At 46.6% G+C, this 15,304-nt stretch carries 16 protein-coding genes and 2 pseudogenes; 8 read left to right on the forward strand and 10 right to left on the reverse strand.

The features are described from left to right. Positions 1-312: 312 nt before the first annotated feature. Together B5G11_RS00365 and B5G11_RS00370 are read left to right on the forward strand one after the other, a co-directional pair. Positions 313-486: a transposon-encoded TnpW family protein gene (locus tag B5G11_RS00365; RefSeq protein ID WP_002604472.1), complete on the forward strand. Its 174-nt coding sequence runs from the start codon at positions 313-315 to the stop codon at positions 484-486. Between the two features lie 77 nt (positions 487-563). Beyond that, entirely contained in the window at positions 564-2,237 is a 1,674-nt protein-coding gene (locus B5G11_RS00370; RefSeq protein WP_087251789.1) for a recombinase family protein, read from the forward strand. A 7-nt stretch (positions 2,238-2,244) separates the two neighbouring features. Here B5G11_RS00370 and B5G11_RS00375 read toward each other — a convergent pair. From B5G11_RS00375 to B5G11_RS00400, 5 genes and pseudogenes are all read right to left on the reverse strand, one after another. Further along, positions 2,245-2,462, reverse strand: a pseudogene (locus B5G11_RS00375) (recombinase family protein); the annotation flags it as partial. Positions 2,463-2,533: 71 nt separating this feature from the next. Then, a complete protein-coding gene (locus B5G11_RS00380; protein ID WP_015536347.1) occupies positions 2,534-2,728 on the reverse strand; it encodes a hypothetical protein in 195 nt (64 codons plus the stop codon). A 72-nt stretch (positions 2,729-2,800) separates the two neighbouring features. Next, the gene (gene mobV / locus B5G11_RS00385; protein WP_087251791.1) at positions 2,801-3,745 is read right to left on the reverse strand and encodes a MobV family relaxase; all 945 of its coding nucleotides are present in this window, start codon (positions 3,743-3,745) and stop codon (positions 2,801-2,803) included. A gap of 183 nt (positions 3,746-3,928) precedes the next feature. Beyond that, positions 3,929-4,324, reverse strand: a complete 396-nt coding sequence (locus tag B5G11_RS00395) for a replication initiator protein A (RefSeq protein WP_087153309.1) — start codon at positions 4,322-4,324, stop codon at positions 3,929-3,931. Between the two features lie 111 nt (positions 4,325-4,435). After that, the gene (locus B5G11_RS00400) at positions 4,436-4,849 is read right to left on the reverse strand and encodes a cysteine-rich VLP domain-containing protein (RefSeq protein ID WP_087251792.1); all 414 of its coding nucleotides are present in this window, start codon (positions 4,847-4,849) and stop codon (positions 4,436-4,438) included. A 443-nt stretch (positions 4,850-5,292) separates the two neighbouring features. On the opposite strand from B5G11_RS00400, the gene B5G11_RS00410 reads away from it, so the two are divergent. From B5G11_RS00410 to B5G11_RS00430, 5 genes are all read left to right on the forward strand, one after another. Continuing rightward, positions 5,293-6,090 (forward strand): helix-turn-helix transcriptional regulator, encoded by a 798-nt coding sequence (locus B5G11_RS00410; RefSeq protein WP_002578724.1) that lies wholly within the window; start codon positions 5,293-5,295, stop codon positions 6,088-6,090. Between the two features lie 24 nt (positions 6,091-6,114). Then, the gene (locus tag B5G11_RS00415; protein ID WP_087251794.1) at positions 6,115-6,885 is read left to right on the forward strand and encodes a nucleoside phosphorylase; all 771 of its coding nucleotides are present in this window, start codon (positions 6,115-6,117) and stop codon (positions 6,883-6,885) included. Positions 6,886-6,909: 24 nt separating this feature from the next. Further along, entirely contained in the window at positions 6,910-7,686 is a 777-nt protein-coding gene (gene ant(9) / locus B5G11_RS00420) for an aminoglycoside nucleotidyltransferase ANT(9) (protein WP_002578722.1), read from the forward strand. A gap of 199 nt (positions 7,687-7,885) precedes the next feature. Continuing rightward, positions 7,886-8,431 carry an AAA family ATPase gene (locus tag B5G11_RS00425; RefSeq protein ID WP_087251795.1) on the forward strand — a complete coding sequence of 182 codons (546 nt, stop codon included), beginning with the start codon at positions 7,886-7,888 and terminating at the stop codon, positions 8,429-8,431. A 190-nt stretch (positions 8,432-8,621) separates the two neighbouring features. After that, a complete protein-coding gene (locus tag B5G11_RS00430) occupies positions 8,622-9,488 on the forward strand; it encodes an aminoglycoside 6-adenylyltransferase AadE (protein WP_001255868.1) in 867 nt (288 codons plus the stop codon). A 602-nt stretch (positions 9,489-10,090) separates the two neighbouring features. Here the strand turns inward: B5G11_RS00430 and B5G11_RS00445 are convergent. Then, positions 10,091-10,210 (reverse strand): annotated as a pseudogene (locus B5G11_RS00445) (helix-turn-helix transcriptional regulator); the annotation flags it as partial. Between the two features lie 87 nt (positions 10,211-10,297). Continuing rightward, positions 10,298-11,248 (reverse strand): AraC family transcriptional regulator, encoded by a 951-nt coding sequence (locus B5G11_RS00450; RefSeq protein WP_087251797.1) that lies wholly within the window; start codon positions 11,246-11,248, stop codon positions 10,298-10,300. A 177-nt stretch (positions 11,249-11,425) separates the two neighbouring features. Here B5G11_RS00450 and B5G11_RS00455 point away from each other — a divergent pair, with 177 nt between their 5' ends. Further along, entirely contained in the window at positions 11,426-12,631 is a 1,206-nt protein-coding gene (locus tag B5G11_RS00455; RefSeq protein WP_087251798.1) for an MFS transporter, read from the forward strand. A 56-nt stretch (positions 12,632-12,687) separates the two neighbouring features. On the opposite strand, the gene B5G11_RS00460 is transcribed toward B5G11_RS00455, so the two are convergent. Genes B5G11_RS00460 through B5G11_RS00470 form a run of 3 tightly spaced genes read right to left on the reverse strand, consistent with a single transcriptional unit; the run spans position 12,688 to position 15,287 of the window. Next, positions 12,688-13,683, reverse strand: a complete 996-nt coding sequence (locus tag B5G11_RS00460) for an ATP-binding cassette domain-containing protein (RefSeq protein WP_087251799.1) — start codon at positions 13,681-13,683, stop codon at positions 12,688-12,690. A gap of 16 nt (positions 13,684-13,699) precedes the next feature. Further along, positions 13,700-14,491, reverse strand: coding sequence for an ABC-2 family transporter protein (locus tag B5G11_RS00465; RefSeq protein ID WP_087251800.1), 792 nt, complete (start codon positions 14,489-14,491; stop codon positions 13,700-13,702). Between the two features lie 4 nt (positions 14,492-14,495). Further along, positions 14,496-15,287, reverse strand: coding sequence for an ABC-2 family transporter protein (locus B5G11_RS00470; protein ID WP_087251917.1), 792 nt, complete (start codon positions 15,285-15,287; stop codon positions 14,496-14,498). Positions 15,288-15,304: the final 17 nt, after the last annotated feature.

Below are 15,304 nucleotides of genomic sequence, written 5' to 3' on the forward strand. Positions count from 1 at the left end.
GCGCAGCATAACAGGCAAACGGGTACATTCCGTCTGTACCGAGCCAGTCGGCGGGTACGCCATGACAGCTTTTCCCCATAGGGGAAAAGCCGAGCGAGAACTACCGCGCCGTAAAACAGGTTTAGCAGCTTGTGGGCGACGACATACAAGGCGGCACAATGATACTCCCGCGTTGAACACCCTCAAAGTATTGCGCGGCGCACCCATAAGCATGGGCCGGGGTGAAACTCCCGTGAGGTTGCAGCTAACAACCGCCCGTTTTTGCCTTTTGACGAATATAGTTTATCCATACAGGAAAAGGAGGTTTTTCTAATGGATAAAAAACAGACAATTACAACCGAACGCAAAATAGGGAAAATCACCTATCTTGTTCAAGCGTTGCCGAGTGAAAAGGCAACCGATACAATCCATAAAAAGATTGAGAAACTCATTGTAAAGGATTTGCAGAAAAAGCCCGGAAATCCGGGATTTTTAGCGTCCGAGTAGTGCATTAGGCGGCGGGATATGGTATAATGATAGCAACACATTATACCTGTTTATTCGGCTGTCGGAAAGGAGGACTAATGTTACAGTCGAATAAAATCACCGCCCTTTACTGCCGTTTAAGTCAAGAGGATATGCAAGCCGGAGAAAGCGGAAGCATACAGCACCAAAAAATGATACTTCAACGCTATGCGGACGAACACCATTTTTTGAACACAAAGTTTTTTGTGGACGACGGATTTTCCGGCGTGAGTTTTGAGCGCGAGGGGCTGCAAGCGATGTTGCAGGAAGTGGAAGCCGGACGAGTGGCGACGGTCATTACCAAAGACCTTTCCCGTCTTGGCAGAAACTATCTGAAAACGGGCGAACTCATAGAGATTGTATTTCCCGAAAACGGAGTACGCTATATCGCGATCAACGACGGAGTTGACACAGCGCGGGAGGATAACGAGTTTACCCCCTTGCGGAACTGGTTTAACGAGTTTTACGCCCGCGACACAAGCAAGAAAATCCGCGCAGTTAAACAGGCACAGGCGCAAAAAGGCGAGCGCGTCAACGGGGAATATCCATACGGCTATATCCCAGACCCGAACAACCGCCACCACCTTATACCCGACCCGGAAACCGCGCCGATTGTCAAACAGGTTTTCGCTATGTTTGTTAGCGGCGTGCGTATGTGCGAAATCCAAAAATGGCTTGCGGAAAACAAAGTCTTGACGATTGGAGCGTTGCGCTATCAGCGTACAGGACAGGCGCGGTATCAGCGGGCAATGATCGCCCCCTATACTTGGCCGGACAAAACGCTCTATGACATATTAGCAAGGCAGGAATATTTAGGGCATACCATAACCGCGAAAACTCACAAGGTATCCTACAAGTCGAAAAAGACCCGGAAGAACGAAGAAGAACAACGCTATTTCTTCCCAAACACCCATGAGCCGCTTGTTGACGAGGAAACCTTTGAACTTGCGCAAAAGCGGATTGCTACCCGCCACCGCCCGACAAAAGCAGCGGAGATTGATATTTTTTCCGGCTTGCTGTTTTGCGCTGGTTGCAGACATAAGATGTATTACCAACAGGGCGTAAATATCGAGCCGCGCAGGTTTTCCTATTCTTGCGGCGCATGGCGCAACAGGGCAAGGACAGGCAGCGAGTGTACCTCTCATTATATCCGCAAAAACGTACTTCTTGATTTAGTGCTGGAAGATATGCGGCGGGTTTTGCGGTATGTTAAGGAACACGAACAGGACTTTATCTGTAAAGCTACCGAGTACGGCGACATGGAAGCGAGAAAGGCATTAGCGCAGCAGCAAAAGGAACTTTTCAAAGCACAGGCGCGTATGACCGAACTTGACACGCTTTTCCGCAAGCTGTATGAGGACAACGCATTAGGCAGACTGACAGATGAACGGTTTGTGTTTCTAACTTCCGGCTATGAGGACGAAAAGAAATCCCTTGCCGCAAGGATAGACGAGTTACAACAGCAGATCGCAACCGTTACCGAGCGAAAAAGGGATATATCAAGGTTTATTCAGATTGTCGGGAAATACAGCGACATACAGGAATTGACCTATGAAAACGTCCATGAGTTTATCGACCGTATTTTGATACATGAATTAGACCGGGAAACCAACACCCGGAAAATCGAAATCCATTATAGCTTTGTCGGACAGGTTGATACCGAGCAGGAGCCGACGCAAGTTGTCAACCATGACCGCCGCAACATGGTAGATGTAAAAAGTATCGCTATCTAACCCCAGCAAAGTTCGTTCCAGACCATCCATCGTCGATATATTCATCTATGACATTCAGGCCATGCTCGGCGGCATATTGCCGAAGCATCATGCGTTGTGTCTGAATACTCCCGCTTTCTCCTTGCAGTTCATCGTCCCGGCTCAATCTCATATAAAGCGCCGTGTTGTAAATCGTAGTATTGTAAGGTTGTTTCACCGTTAAAAATCCTCCTTCTAAAGAAACAACCCACGCTTACAATACTTTTGCTCTATGGCAATTATATCATAAGCGTGGACGTGTTATCAATGATGGGCTATCAGGTTGAAGCGGCTTTTTCTGCGGTGTGCCGCACCACATCTACAATCAGATCACCGAGGGGCTTCCCGCCTGCGGCGAAGTGTTCGGAGATTTTTATACGGTTGTTCCCACATACAAAATACTGCGTGCCGTTCTCTGTTTGTATGACCTGCCCTGTCCGGGGTGTAAAAATATCGCTTTCGCTTTTTGCCATCCAGTGTCCTCCATATTCAGTTTTCAAGGTACAATGCCGCACAGAAGCGGCGAAAATTTTTGCTTATATCTATCACCTTTCCTTTACCGTGTGCCGCTGCTGACGTTTCAGTTCCGCCAGTATATCCGGCGGGATACGGTCAACCAGCCGCTGTAAATTGTCCAGTTCGCTTTTCAGCTTTGCCCGTTCCATCGTATCTTTCATCTTTCCTTTTTCGCTGGCCTTTGCCCTTGCTTCCAACTTCTCATTCTCCGCCAACAGGTCATTGATTGTGACCTTGTACTTTTTCAACTGCCCGGAGAAGTTCTCTATCTGCGGGAACCACTTTTTTAGCATGGAGAGGGCTTCCTCTTTTTTCTTTCCGGCGTTCAGCGGGTTAATGCCGTCAAGGGCGGCTTCAATGGCTCTGGCCTGTTTGGAGAGGGAAACCGCCTGTTTGAAAAGCCGGGTGGGGATATGCTTCCGGCCTGTCTTGCTGGCACTCTCCCCACGCTCCAAGTCGGGATATTTCTCCACCATATAGGCGTGAAAATCATCCTGCCACTTCGTCAGGTTTGCCCGGTTGCCGATAATCTCCTTTGCACACAGGCGGTTGTCCTTTGTCAGCGGAACAAAGGTCAAATGCAGGTGGGGCGTTTTCTCGTCCATGTGTACCACCGCCGACACGATATTTTCCCGTCCTGCCCGGCCAATGAGGAAGTCTGCCGCCCTTTGGAAGAACGCCTGTATCTCCTTTGGGGATTTCCCCTTGAAAAACTCCGGGCTGGCGGTTATCAGCGTATCGACAAACCGTGTGCTGTCTTTCCTTGTCCGGCATCCGGCCTGCTCGATACGGCTCTGAATGAAGTGGTAATAGCGTCCCTCCGGCTTGACGATATGGAAATTGTATTTACTCCGGCTTGTGTCAATGTCGGGATTGCTGGCGTATTGTTCTTTCTGTCTTTCGTGATGGGCTTCCAGCGGCCTTGCCGGGTTGCCCTTGTGCTTCTCAAACCGCAAAATTGCGTGTTGTGCCATTCTGCTCCTTTCCCCATTCCTTTCCTATCCGGGGGTTTCCACAGGGAAAATCCCGCCAGAATTATCTCTGATACGATAGGAATGGAATGGATATAAATAAATCATTTTAATCTTTGTATTTCTATATACCGTCCGGTTTTCGTACTTCAAGGGGGCGGTTTCCGTACTTCATGGGTACGGTTTTCAGTCCTCCGGCGTACCAGAACGGGATTTCTTGAAGTCGGTGTTTGGAACCGCTTCATAGGATTTTGGAAAAATGCGGTTGGGTTTTCCACAGCCCTGCTTCTGGATTTCCACCAGTCCGGCGTATTGCAGTTCCCGCAGGGTGTTCACCGCTTTCTGCCGCCCACAGTGGAGCAGGTCAACCACCTCACAGATAGGGTAATACAGGAAAATCCGTCCGCAGTCATCCGCCCACCCATTCTTGCGGGATAACTCTGTCCGGCGCAGGATAAAGGCGTACAGAACCTTTGCCTCGTTAGACAGGGGCTTGAATGTGGGGGCTTCAAAGAGAAAATTCGGGAGCCGGGTGAAGCTGAACGCCTTTTCCAGCTGATGGATATAGATGGTATTTGTCATAGTGCGTTTTGTGGACGGTTAGAAGCCCGTTTTCCGGGGCGGGCGATACTTTATACCACCCGCCCCGGTTTGGGGCTTGTAAAGCCTGATAAATCAAGGCTTTTTTCGCTCCTAACTGTCCACAGCAGACCTCCTTTTCCGTTCACTTTCTGTTTTCTGCCGCCTGTGAACTCTGGCGGCACAGCCGGGGCAGTATTTTGCCCGGTTGGATTTGGGGACGAACACACCGCCGCAGACCTCGCAGCGTTTCAAGTCCTTATCCCGAAAAATCTCCGCTTCCAGCGTCCCGTCCAGCGGCAAGACCGCCCAGCGGAACCACTTACAGCAGACCGAGAAAGAAACCGTCTGCGGGCAGGTGCAGGTGTCCCCATCGTCAAGGACAATGCAGTTGCCGTCCTCACAGCAACAGCACTCCCGGCGTATCAGGCTGGCCGCCTGTTTCCTCTGCGCCGGTGTCATGCGGTAAAGGGAACCGTCCGGCCTGCGTTCCAGCGGCGGCAAGTCTTTATAGGGGTTATCTCTCATGCGTTCCCTCCATTTTGCTTTCCGTTGCCGTTCTCCCCGAAAAGGTTTCCTGCCCCATTCCTGCGGCGTGTTCCCAACAGGGGCCCCCGCAAAGTCGTCAGACTTTGTGGGGAGAGGAGCCGCAGCGGAGCGAGTGAGCTTTCGCCCTCTGGCGGAAGCGAATGATACGCAGCTTGCGGCGACGAGGCACGCTCCCCGCAGCTTCGGGACATTTTGTCCCGAAGTCCGGCTCCTTGCGGTGCTTCCCCAACCGGGGTATCCCTTTTCGGACGGTCATTCTGTTTTCAAGGTGCTGTCCATCGATGAACTACCCTAAGTCTACACGAAAAAAATGCAATCCCCGGAATTTTGCGAGAATTGCATTTTGATGAAGTTTACACTTTGGAAATTGCATTTTTGCAATCATTCTGTATAATGGAAGTATGCGGAGGAGGTGCGTGTTTATGGCTTTACCCGGAACACCCGGACAGCGGATTTCCGATTTATGCAATGGGAACCACATCACACAAAAGGAACTTGCGGAGAAGATAGGCGTTTCCGCTTCCCAGTTGAGCCGCATTGTCAGCGGCGAAACAAGAACGGTAAGCAGTGATATTCTCATAGGTGTGGCAAAGGAATTTAAGGTATCGACAGACTACATACTGGGCTTGTCTACCGTGAGCGTCCGTAAAAGCTACGATATTTCTGAATTAGGCTTGTCCGAGGGAGCCGTGAGGGGGCTTGTGACGGGTGCTGTTGATGTGCAAATCCTCAACCGCCTGTTGGAACACAGGAATTTTCCCAAGCTGATAGATTTGATACGGATTTATTTTCAGGACACGGCGGCAAAGGGGATAACAGCAAGAAACCAGCTTATCGAGATAGCAACGGCTTCCCTGTCCGACCTGATGAAAGAACACCCGGAACACCGGGCGGAAGCAAAGCAGGATTTACAGCTTTTGAACGCCCAGAAGATGGGGGAACATGAGGCGGAGATTGAGAAAATCAAAAATGTGTTCCTTGCTATCCTGCGGGATATTAAGAAAGACATTGACAACGGGGAACAGCCGGGAGAAGCTGTGACCGCCGCGATGTTCCAAGCCATGCGGGACGCATTGGCGGAACAGAAGCAAAACCCGCTTTCCATTGACGATGTAGCGGCGATGGTTGCCGGACAGATCGGACAGCTTACGCCGATGGATGAAGAAACTGCCGACCTGTTCAAGCAGTTGGCAAAAAAGATGATGAAAGGAATAGAATAATAGCCTGTTATTCGAGATAATAATATGCCATTAGTAAAGCATGACTACCCTGTTTTAGAGTACGATACCGCATCAAAAGCTGTTTTTCAGCCGGGAAATGGGAAAAAATGTTTTCCTGCAAAAGCAGTGTTTGCTTTTTTAGGAGACGAGGTTGAAAATTATGCACATACCCATGATGGAATACAGATAGATGAATTTGAAAGTGCAACAAGACGATATCCTATTTATGAATGTCTTTATAATCAGGAGAAAATATGTCTATGTCCGGCTCCTGTGGGAAGTGCTGCTGCCGTCCAAGTTTTAGAATATTTAATTGCAGGGGGTGTAACAAAGATTATTTCCGTCGGCTCCTGCGGCGTATTGGAAGACATCCCGGAAAATAGATTTTTGATACCTGTTTCTGCATTGAGAGATGAGGGAACATCTTACCATTATCTTCCTCCCTCCCGAGAAGTAGAGATTTCAAAGGCTGGTATAAATGCGATTGAATCTGCTTTAAGCCAAAAGAATATACCATATTGGGAAGTTAAAACATGGACAACAGACGGTTTTTATCGAGAAACAGTAGAAATAGTTCAGTATCGGAAAGAAGAGGGATGTCAAGTAGTAGAAATGGAATGTTCCGCATTGGCGGCGTGTGCAAAATTTAGAAAAGTTACATGGGCTATGCTGCTTTTTTCAGCCGATACTCTTGCAGACCCTCATAAATACCAAGAAAGAGAATGGGGAAAAACAAGTATATCCATAGCCTTAGAATTAGCCTTAGACGCTGTTTTATCAGTTGTTGAGGAGTAAAAATAAATACATATAGGAGTTACAATGAATATAAATGAATTTCCACAACAAGTAAATCAAGTTATTTCAATAGCAGAAACCATATTACAAGGTCAAATATTGGGGATATATTTATATGGTTCAGCAACAATGAATGGGCTGCGTCCAGATAGTGATATAGATATACTGATAATTACTAAACAAGAATTGAGTAATTCAATCAGAGCAGATCTAACAAAGCAATTATTGAAAATTTCTGGCTCCGTAGGCTGTATTGAAAAAAGACCTTTAGAGGTAACTATTATCAATCAATCTGATATTGTTCCGTTGCAATTTCCGCCAAAATGTCAGTATATGTATGGTGAATGGCTAAGGGGAGAGATGGAAGCAGGAGAATATCCGCAAGCCTGCAATGACCCAGATATAATGATTTTATTATGGCAAGCAAGAAAAAATAGCATAACTTTGAAGGGGGCGGAAAGCAAAGAGCTTATTCCCGCTATCCCATTTCACGAAATTAAAAAAGCAATTCGGTTTTCTTTACCTGGTTTGATTTCCAGCTTTAAGGGTGATGAAAGAAATGTGTTATTAACCTTATCACGAATGTGGTTTACTTTAGTAACAGAAGAAATCACGACAAAAGATGTTGCCGCAAAATGGGTAATTTTAAAATTGCCGGAGAGATTTCCCCCCCTGCTAACAACGGCAAAGGAAGCTTATTTGGGAAATTTGTCTGATGAATGGGAGACAGTAGAAAAGGAAGCGATGGCACTTGTAGAATATATGAAAAAACAAATTGAGGAATTACTTAGAACAGAGTAGCAAAGTTAGCGGGGCCAATCAACGGTCAAGATGAACGGCGCATAAATGCGCCGCCGTTGACAGTCCCGCCCGTCTTTGCTGATGGGCAATCAAGGCGGGAAAGCCCTAAAATGGCTTCCCGCCCATTTCAATCTTGAGAGAAGAAACGCTCCAAAATCAGAAAGAGAGCGGTAAATCTGAATTGCGAGGGAGAATGTAGATGAATCAAGGAAGAATTATTGTGATTACAGGTTCGCCGGGAACAGGAAAGACAACAACTGCGTCGATTGTCGCAAAAGAATCGAACATGGATAAATCTGTGCATATGCACACAGACGACTTTTTTCATTATTTAAGCAAAGGAGCAATACCGCCGCATTTACCAGAGTCCAACGAACAAAATTTAGTTGTCATTGAAGCCTTTTTAGAAGCTGCAAAGCGCTATGCCCGCGGCGGATATGATGTAATTGTAGATGGAATTGTCGGGCCGTGGTTTTTAGAACCATGGAGAGTCCTTGTTCGAGAAGATTATGAAGTACACTATATTGTTTTAAGAGCCAGTAAAGAAGAAACTATGAAACGAGCTGTGGAACGCTCAAAATTAGACAGAAAAACAAATGTTGAATTAGTAGAAACAATGTGGGAGCAATTTTGTAATTTGGGGATATATGAATCGAATGTTATAGAAACGACAACCTATTCTATCCAAGAGGCTGTTTTGGCAGTAAAAGAAAAAATTTCAAGTGGAGCCGCATTGTTATCTTAAACGCTTTCTAAAAATCGAAATTTCATTTATCAGAGAAATAGCAAAGCCAGCCGAGCCAGTCAACGGTCAAGATGAACGGCGCATAAATGCGCCGCCGTTGACAGTCCCGCCCGTCTTTGCTGATGGGTAATCAAGGCGGGAAAGCCCTAAAATGGCTTCACACCTATTTCAATAATTGGAGGAGATAAAAATGAGATCAGAAAAGGAAGTTTATGATATTGTTTTGAATTTTGCAAAAACAGACAAACGCATTCGCATGGTTACTTTGGAAGGATCTAGAACAAATACAAATATTCCGCCTGATGATTTTCAGGATTTTGATATTACTTTTTTTGTTACGGATATGGACAGCTTCACAAGTGATGATAAATGGCTAGATATATTTGGTGAAAGGTTGATTCTGCAAAAGCCGGAAGATATGGAATTATTTCCAGCTGTAGAAAAGGGATTTTCATATTTAATGCTGTTTACTGATGATGTTAAGATAGATTTAACTTTGCTGCCGCTGGAACTGATAGACGAGTATTTTACATGGGATAAACTGGTAAAGTTACTGTTGGATAAAGACAACCGTATCGTAAAGCCGCCAATACCAACGGATATAGACTACCACTTGCAGAAGCCTACTCAAAGAATGTTTGACGATTGCTGTAATGAATTTTGGAATACTACAACATATGTAGTAAAGGGCTTATGCCGCAAAGAAATTCTTTTTGCTATTGACCATATGAATGATATAGTACGAAAAGAATTGCTTCGCATGATTTCCTGGCTGATTGGTATCAAACAGGGATTTCATTTCAGTTTGGGAAAAAACTATAAATTTATGAAGCAATATGTCCCAGAGGAATTGTGGGAACGACTTATGTCCACTTATAATATGGATTCCTATCCCCATATGTGGGAATCCTTTGAACAATGTATGGCATTGTTCCGGGAGGTTTCGTCAGAAGTGGCATGCCAGTTGGATTACCAGTATCCACTATATGATGAAAAAATCAGTAATTATGTGATTCGGCAAAAGAAAAAATATGGCATTGAAGATGATAACAAATAAAATTTTTTCAATCGAAAAAATTTATTTTGATTATTCAATTTTGAAAAACTGAATACCTCAAAATCAGAAAGAGAGCGGCCAAGCACTTTGAGGGATTGGCCGCCTTGTCCACCCATTCAGTGGGACGGCGGGTGACGGGCCGGGTGTAACCCCGTTCATTTCAGCCTTGACGGTTGCCCGCTGTCCTGCTACTTTTCCGGGAGTGTGGCCACAACTTCGGGACACTTTGTCCACAAGTCGGAGCGTAGGACGAGGGACGGGGGCTTTCATATACGCCCAGTCTGCTGTTGAAACCAGACCTGTGCTTACGGCTCTACGCCACACAAGCACAGCCCTGTTTTCCTGCCGCTTCAAATGCCCTTGCCCTCCCCGGCGGCAACCTCATTTTCACGGCAACGCCGACAGAGCGTATAACACACTACACTTTGCTTCGCAAAGTCGTGTGCCAAATGGGGGCGTTGCCCCCTTTGGAAACCCCCACAAGAAAAGGCGGTATGCGCCCCGTGGAGGGGTAGCGTACCGCCTTTTCTTGTTATCCAGCCCTCCGGCTGTATCGGTTGAGCAAAAGTCAGCGTGGGATTGATGTGGTATCTTTATTTAAGTGAACCCCCAAGCTCCCATTTTGAGACTGCCTGGCGGCTGACCCCCATCTTCTCCGCAAATGCTTCCTGCGAAAGCCCCTCCTTCTTCCGTAGCATCTGAATTTTTTCTGATAATTCCATACCTGTATATCCTGCCTTTCTGATTTTGTCTGCCTACAGGTTAACCGAAACCCGGCATTTTTTCCAGCAACCGAAGACGGAACATTGTCAACCTGAGGTTGCAGTACAGGATTTCACATGGTTATCCTGCCTTGAAATTTTTTTCAAACTGTCTTTTCTATATTCAGTAGGGGTTACCTTGTAGTGCTGCTTAAACTTTCTGCAAAAATAATCCTCGTGATTAAATCCTGTCTCTTTCGAGATTGTTTTAATATTTTTCTCCGTGGACGTAAGCAGCCTTGCCGCTTCTTTCAGTCTGCAGCTGTTCAGGTAGTCCACCGGTGTTGTATGCAGATACCGGCGAAAAAGATTGAGCGCGGTGCTTTTACTAACCAGTGCCTGATCGGCAATATCTCTCAGGGAAATACCTGACGCCAGATTCTGGTGAATATACTGCATCATCAACTGTACCCTTGCCTGAGAAGAAACAGATGTATCCATTCTCCTTCCCGCAAGATCCGTCTCCAGATTTTCATACATCAGATACCAGATCTTCTGAAGCAGCGACGACGTCAGCAGTTCTTTTCCGGAATCCGACTCCTGAATCCGGACAGTTTCCCTCATAAGTGTCAGCACTTCGGACTGCCAGGATATGTTTTCCTCAAAAGTCTGACAATCCAGAGCAGAAGAGAGGACAGGCAGCACATACCTGTCAAAGATCAAACTGTCCTGTGGCGCTATAAATACCGGATGGCATACAAAATTCGGCACTACCGCTTCTCCTTCCGAATAAAAGCGGTGCAACACTCTGGAATTGACAAACAGTCCGTCTCCTTCCCGCAAAGAGAACTGCTTTTCCCCGATCTCGCACCTCACTGTGCCTTTTTCAACCAGAACAAATTCCACTTCGACATGCCAGTGCCACTCGATACAGTTAAAGTCAAACTCAGCCAGATTTTCATAGTAATAATGGAACGGATAACTGCTGCTTCCATGCCGGACTGTCTCCATCAGAGTGTCATCGGTCATGATTTTGTTACTTTGTCTGCCGTACTTCATAGCTTCTCACTCCTTAAAGGCACTGTCGTTTACGATATTATACAACAAATATGTGATATATTTCAATGACAGGCGTAATGTGGTACGATATAATTCAGTTGGTTTTCGTTTTGGGAAACAACAGTCCCGGAGCGGAAACCCCTAGATAAATCATAATAATCACAGGGGGAAGAAATCATGAAAAATCCATATAAAAAAACTCTCACCGCGTGTTACCTTGGATTTGTAACACAGGCAATCTGTGCAAACTTTGCTCCTCTGCTGTTTCTGACTTTCCACAACACCTACAACATACCTCTTGGAAAGATTGCATTCATTTCCACAGCATTTTTCTTTACACAGCTGCTTGTGGATCTGTTCTGTGCCAGATTCGTAGACGGCATCGGTTACCGGAAGAGCGTGGTGGCTTCCGAGATTCTTTCGGCTTCCGGCCTTATCGGGCTGACTGTGCTGCCGGAGCTTCTTGGTGATCCGTACATCGGAATTCTTCTCAGTGCCATCATCTATGCAATCGGAAGTGGATTGATCGAAGTACTTGTCAGTCCGATTGTGGAAGCCTGTCCTTTCGACAGGAAAGACAGCGTGATGAGCCTGCTTCATTCCTTTTACTGCTGGGGAGCAGTCGGCGTTATTCTGTTCTCAACCGCATTTTTTGCCATTTTCGGCATAGAAAACTGGCGGATTCTTGCATGTATCTGGGCTCTGATCCCATTATACAATGTGTACAACTTTTCTACTTGTCCAATCCGGCATCCTGCAGAAGAAGGGGAAGCCAGAGGAATCCGGAAGCTTTTCATGATTCCGGTCTTCTGGGTTTCCATTGTCCTGATGGTTTGTGCTGGAGCAAGTGGAATCTCCATGGCTCAGTGGGCATCCGCCTATGTGGAATCAGCTCTTGGAATTTCCAAAAGCATCGGAGACATTGCCGGCCCTTCTCTGTTTGCCGTTACTATGGGACTCAGCCGTCTCCTCTACGGAAAATACGGCGAAAAAATAGATCTGCTCAAATTCATGATCGGTTCCGGCGCACTTTGTCTTGTCTGCTATCTGATGTCGGCACTGGGGCAGCATCCCGCTTTGGGGCTTGCCGGCTGCATTCTGTGCGGCTTCTCTGTCGGAATCATGTGGCCGGGTACATTCAGTATATCGTCCTCCCGTATTCCTCTTGGCGGAACAGCAATGTTCGCACTGCTTGCAATGGCTGGTGATCTTGGAGGATCTATCGGCCCCGGCATCGTCGGATTCGTAACGGAAAGTTCCGGCGACAGCCTGAGAGCAGGCCTTTTGGCCGCCTGTATATTTCCGGTGGTCCTGATTCTTTCTACCTGCCTGCTGAAAATGGCAGGTTCCCAAAAACAGATGTCCTGTGCTGCAGAACAATAACTGTCAAAGGGCGTACCGTGTGCGAAAGCATAAGCTTCGTACGATACGCCCTTTTCTTATTTTCTGTTATCCTGTTTTACGATATCCCGGATGATGGATTCGATATCCTGTCCGTTGATGGACACATCAAGGATTCTTGTTTTCTCCGCTATCAGGTTGATAATACGGATGCTGTCATTTTCTTCACTGTCAAATTCCAGCACAAGTTCGGATTCCTGTGAGTGCAGAATTTCCACTCCCGGAATCTCGAATACGGTTTTCTGATTCCATGGATTGTGTTCCAGTTCCAGACGGATCTGTTTTCTCCGGTCAAAATTTTTCCGGACATTTTCAATTTTATCATCTACAACCAGTTTCCCATGGTTGATGAGGATAATTCTGCGGCACAGCGACTCAATGTCCTGAAAATCATGAGATGTCACGATAAAGGTCGTCTTCCTCTCCTCATTCATCCGCCGGATAAATTTCCGGATTTTATATTTGGACTCACTGTCAAGTCCGATGGTCGGCTCATCCAGATAAACGATCTCCGGATCGTGAAGAAATGCCGCCGCAATATTACATTTCATCTTCTGGCCAAGGGACAGCTGTCGCTCCGGTGTACCAAGAAGTTCTTCCATTTCCATCAGTTCCGTGAACTCCTCCAGATTCTGACGAAATCGGTTTTCCGGAATCTCGTAGAGCTGCTGCAGCACTCGGTAAGATTCGATGACCGGCACGTCCCACCAGAGCACGGAACGGTTTCCAAATACAACGCCGACATGTTTATTAACCTTCATCCGATTTTTTGACGGCTCCAGTCCATTGACAAGCACCTTTCCGGCTGTCGGCGTCAGCACTCCGGAAAGCATTTTAATCGTTGTAGACTTCCCGCTCCCGTTTGGTCCGACATAACCCACTGCCTCACCTTTCCGGATCTGAAAATTGATATCATCTACCGCCCGGAACACATCGTACTGCGGATGAAACATGGATGCCAGAGCCTTCCCCACGGAGCCCGGATCTTTTTTCCTTTTATATTCTTTTACTAAATGATTCACTTCGATCTGCATAGAAACTTCTTCCCCCTTACGTTCCTGTACTGTTATATCCCTTCAGGCCCAGCCGCCAGATCACAGCCGCAATTCCGGCTACCAGTGCCGCCACACACGGCAGAAGGATCATGACCGGCATATCGGTTCTTCCAAGAAGACCAAGCACCGGATAGTAGGCCACAAACCCCAGCGGCAGAACGTAGGTGAAAAATCCCTGTATCGCCGCAGGGAATACCTGAAGCGGATATTTGACAAATTCCCGGCAGGTCTGCACGAGAACCGCAATGTCATCGCCCTGAACAATCCAGAAATTCAGACAGTTAAAAATCGTGTAGATTCCTGAATTAATGACCGTCCCGAAAATCACATATTCGACAAGCAGCACAATCTCCCGGACTCCCATAGAAAGGCCGATTCCATGAATAGACCACGCCAGAATTCCTACATAGACTACCATACTTAACACTGCCTGAAAATGCATGATTTGTCCAAGCATCTGCACAAACGGTGACGCCGGACGGATCAGGAATACATCCATCTCACCTCTTCGTATCATCTTATCGATAGACCAGACATTGTCAAAAAATGCCTGTCCGATTGCTTCAATTACCGCACACATGGAGAACAACAGGCAGATCTCGTAAAATCCCCATGTGCCAAGGCCTCCCGTCACACTGGCTACTGCCAGAATTCCGATGAACCCGCAGGCCTCCCGAACGATCATGGAAATCAGCCAGATCAATGTGTCCGCCGGGTACTGGGTCATGCAGAGAAGCCCGATTCTCATATAGCAAAGCCAGAGCTTTGCATAGTATTTCCATCTCATACCATCAACCTCCCTGTACCACAACTTTTTTGATTGCGAACCGGTAAAATGCCATCACTCCGATTCCAAGCAGCGCAACCCAGACAATCTGAAGACCGATAAAGGAAAAGGCCTCTGCTGCTGTATATTTTCCAAGATAAATGCGAACCGGCACCGAGACCATCCCGGCAAAAGGCATATAGTCCAACACCTTTGCCACACCTTCCGGGAAAAGAAAGAGCGGTACAATCCCGCCGGAAAGAATCGACATCAGCGCCGTCTTCGTATAACCAATCCCGTATGAATTCAGTGTAAAGAACGAAATCAGCCCCACCATCACTTCAATCCAGAACATCAGACCGATGGAAATAAAGACACTGATAAGAAACAATGCAAAGTTTGCTGCGCCATCCGGACCGGTTCCGCCTAAAATAAAGGTTGCGAGTATACTGACTGGAATTCCTTTGAAAAGGATAAAGAAAAGGAATTCTCCCACTCTTTTTCCAAAGAGCGTAAATACAAGCGGTACCGGTCTCAGAAGCTCAACCACAATATTGCCTTTCTGGACCCACTCGGAAAACTCCCGGTTGATTCCGCCGGAAAACTGCGAGGACAGAAGTCTGGAAATAATCACGTAAGTCGTGATCTCCACCGCCGTAAATCCATTCAGCTCATCCCTGGACTGAAATACATATTTCCAGAGAAAATAGTAAATCAGAATCGAGACCGCCGTTCCGAAAATATTGAACCAGAAGGCTTTGATATATGCAAATTTTGTTTGAAACGTCATTCTGCTTAGATAATATAACTTTTTCATAACTTTTTTCTCACTCC

The organism is Drancourtella sp. An57 (assembly GCF_002161525.1).
Taxonomy (GTDB): Bacteria; Bacillota; Clostridia; order Lachnospirales; family Lachnospiraceae; genus Sellimonas; species Sellimonas catena.

Bases quoted from the DNA above. Each gene is read 5' to 3' on its own strand.
- B5G11_RS00455 (WP_087251798.1), top strand. From the start codon at position 11,426: ATGAAAAATCCATATAAAAAAACTCTCACCGCGTGTTACCTTGGATTT.
- B5G11_RS00400 (WP_087251792.1), bottom strand. From the start codon at position 4,849: ATGAGAGATAACCCCTATAAAGACTTGCCGCCGCTGGAACGCAGGCCG.
- B5G11_RS00450 (WP_087251797.1), bottom strand. From the start codon at position 11,248: ATGAAGTACGGCAGACAAAGTAACAAAATCATGACCGATGACACTCTG.
- B5G11_RS00365 (WP_002604472.1), top strand. From the start codon at position 313: ATGGATAAAAAACAGACAATTACAACCGAACGCAAAATAGGGAAAATC.
- B5G11_RS00410 (WP_002578724.1), top strand. From the start codon at position 5,293: ATGGCTTTACCCGGAACACCCGGACAGCGGATTTCCGATTTATGCAAT.
- B5G11_RS00415 (WP_087251794.1), top strand. From the start codon at position 6,115: ATGCCATTAGTAAAGCATGACTACCCTGTTTTAGAGTACGATACCGCA.
- B5G11_RS00465 (WP_087251800.1), bottom strand. From the start codon at position 14,491: ATGAGATGGAAATACTATGCAAAGCTCTGGCTTTGCTATATGAGAATC.
- B5G11_RS00380 (WP_015536347.1), bottom strand. From the start codon at position 2,728: ATGGCAAAAAGCGAAAGCGATATTTTTACACCCCGGACAGGGCAGGTC.
- B5G11_RS00460 (WP_087251799.1), bottom strand. From the start codon at position 13,683: ATGCAGATCGAAGTGAATCATTTAGTAAAAGAATATAAAAGGAAAAAA.
- B5G11_RS00425 (WP_087251795.1), top strand. From the start codon at position 7,886: ATGAATCAAGGAAGAATTATTGTGATTACAGGTTCGCCGGGAACAGGA.
- mobV (WP_087251791.1), bottom strand. From the start codon at position 3,745: ATGGCACAACACGCAATTTTGCGGTTTGAGAAGCACAAGGGCAACCCG.
- B5G11_RS00430 (WP_001255868.1), top strand. From the start codon at position 8,622: ATGAGATCAGAAAAGGAAGTTTATGATATTGTTTTGAATTTTGCAAAA.
- B5G11_RS00395 (WP_087153309.1), bottom strand. From the start codon at position 4,324: ATGACAAATACCATCTATATCCATCAGCTGGAAAAGGCGTTCAGCTTC.
- B5G11_RS00470 (WP_087251917.1), bottom strand. From the start codon at position 15,287: ATGAAAAAGTTATATTATCTAAGCAGAATGACGTTTCAAACAAAATTT.
- B5G11_RS00370 (WP_087251789.1), top strand. From the start codon at position 564: ATGTTACAGTCGAATAAAATCACCGCCCTTTACTGCCGTTTAAGTCAA.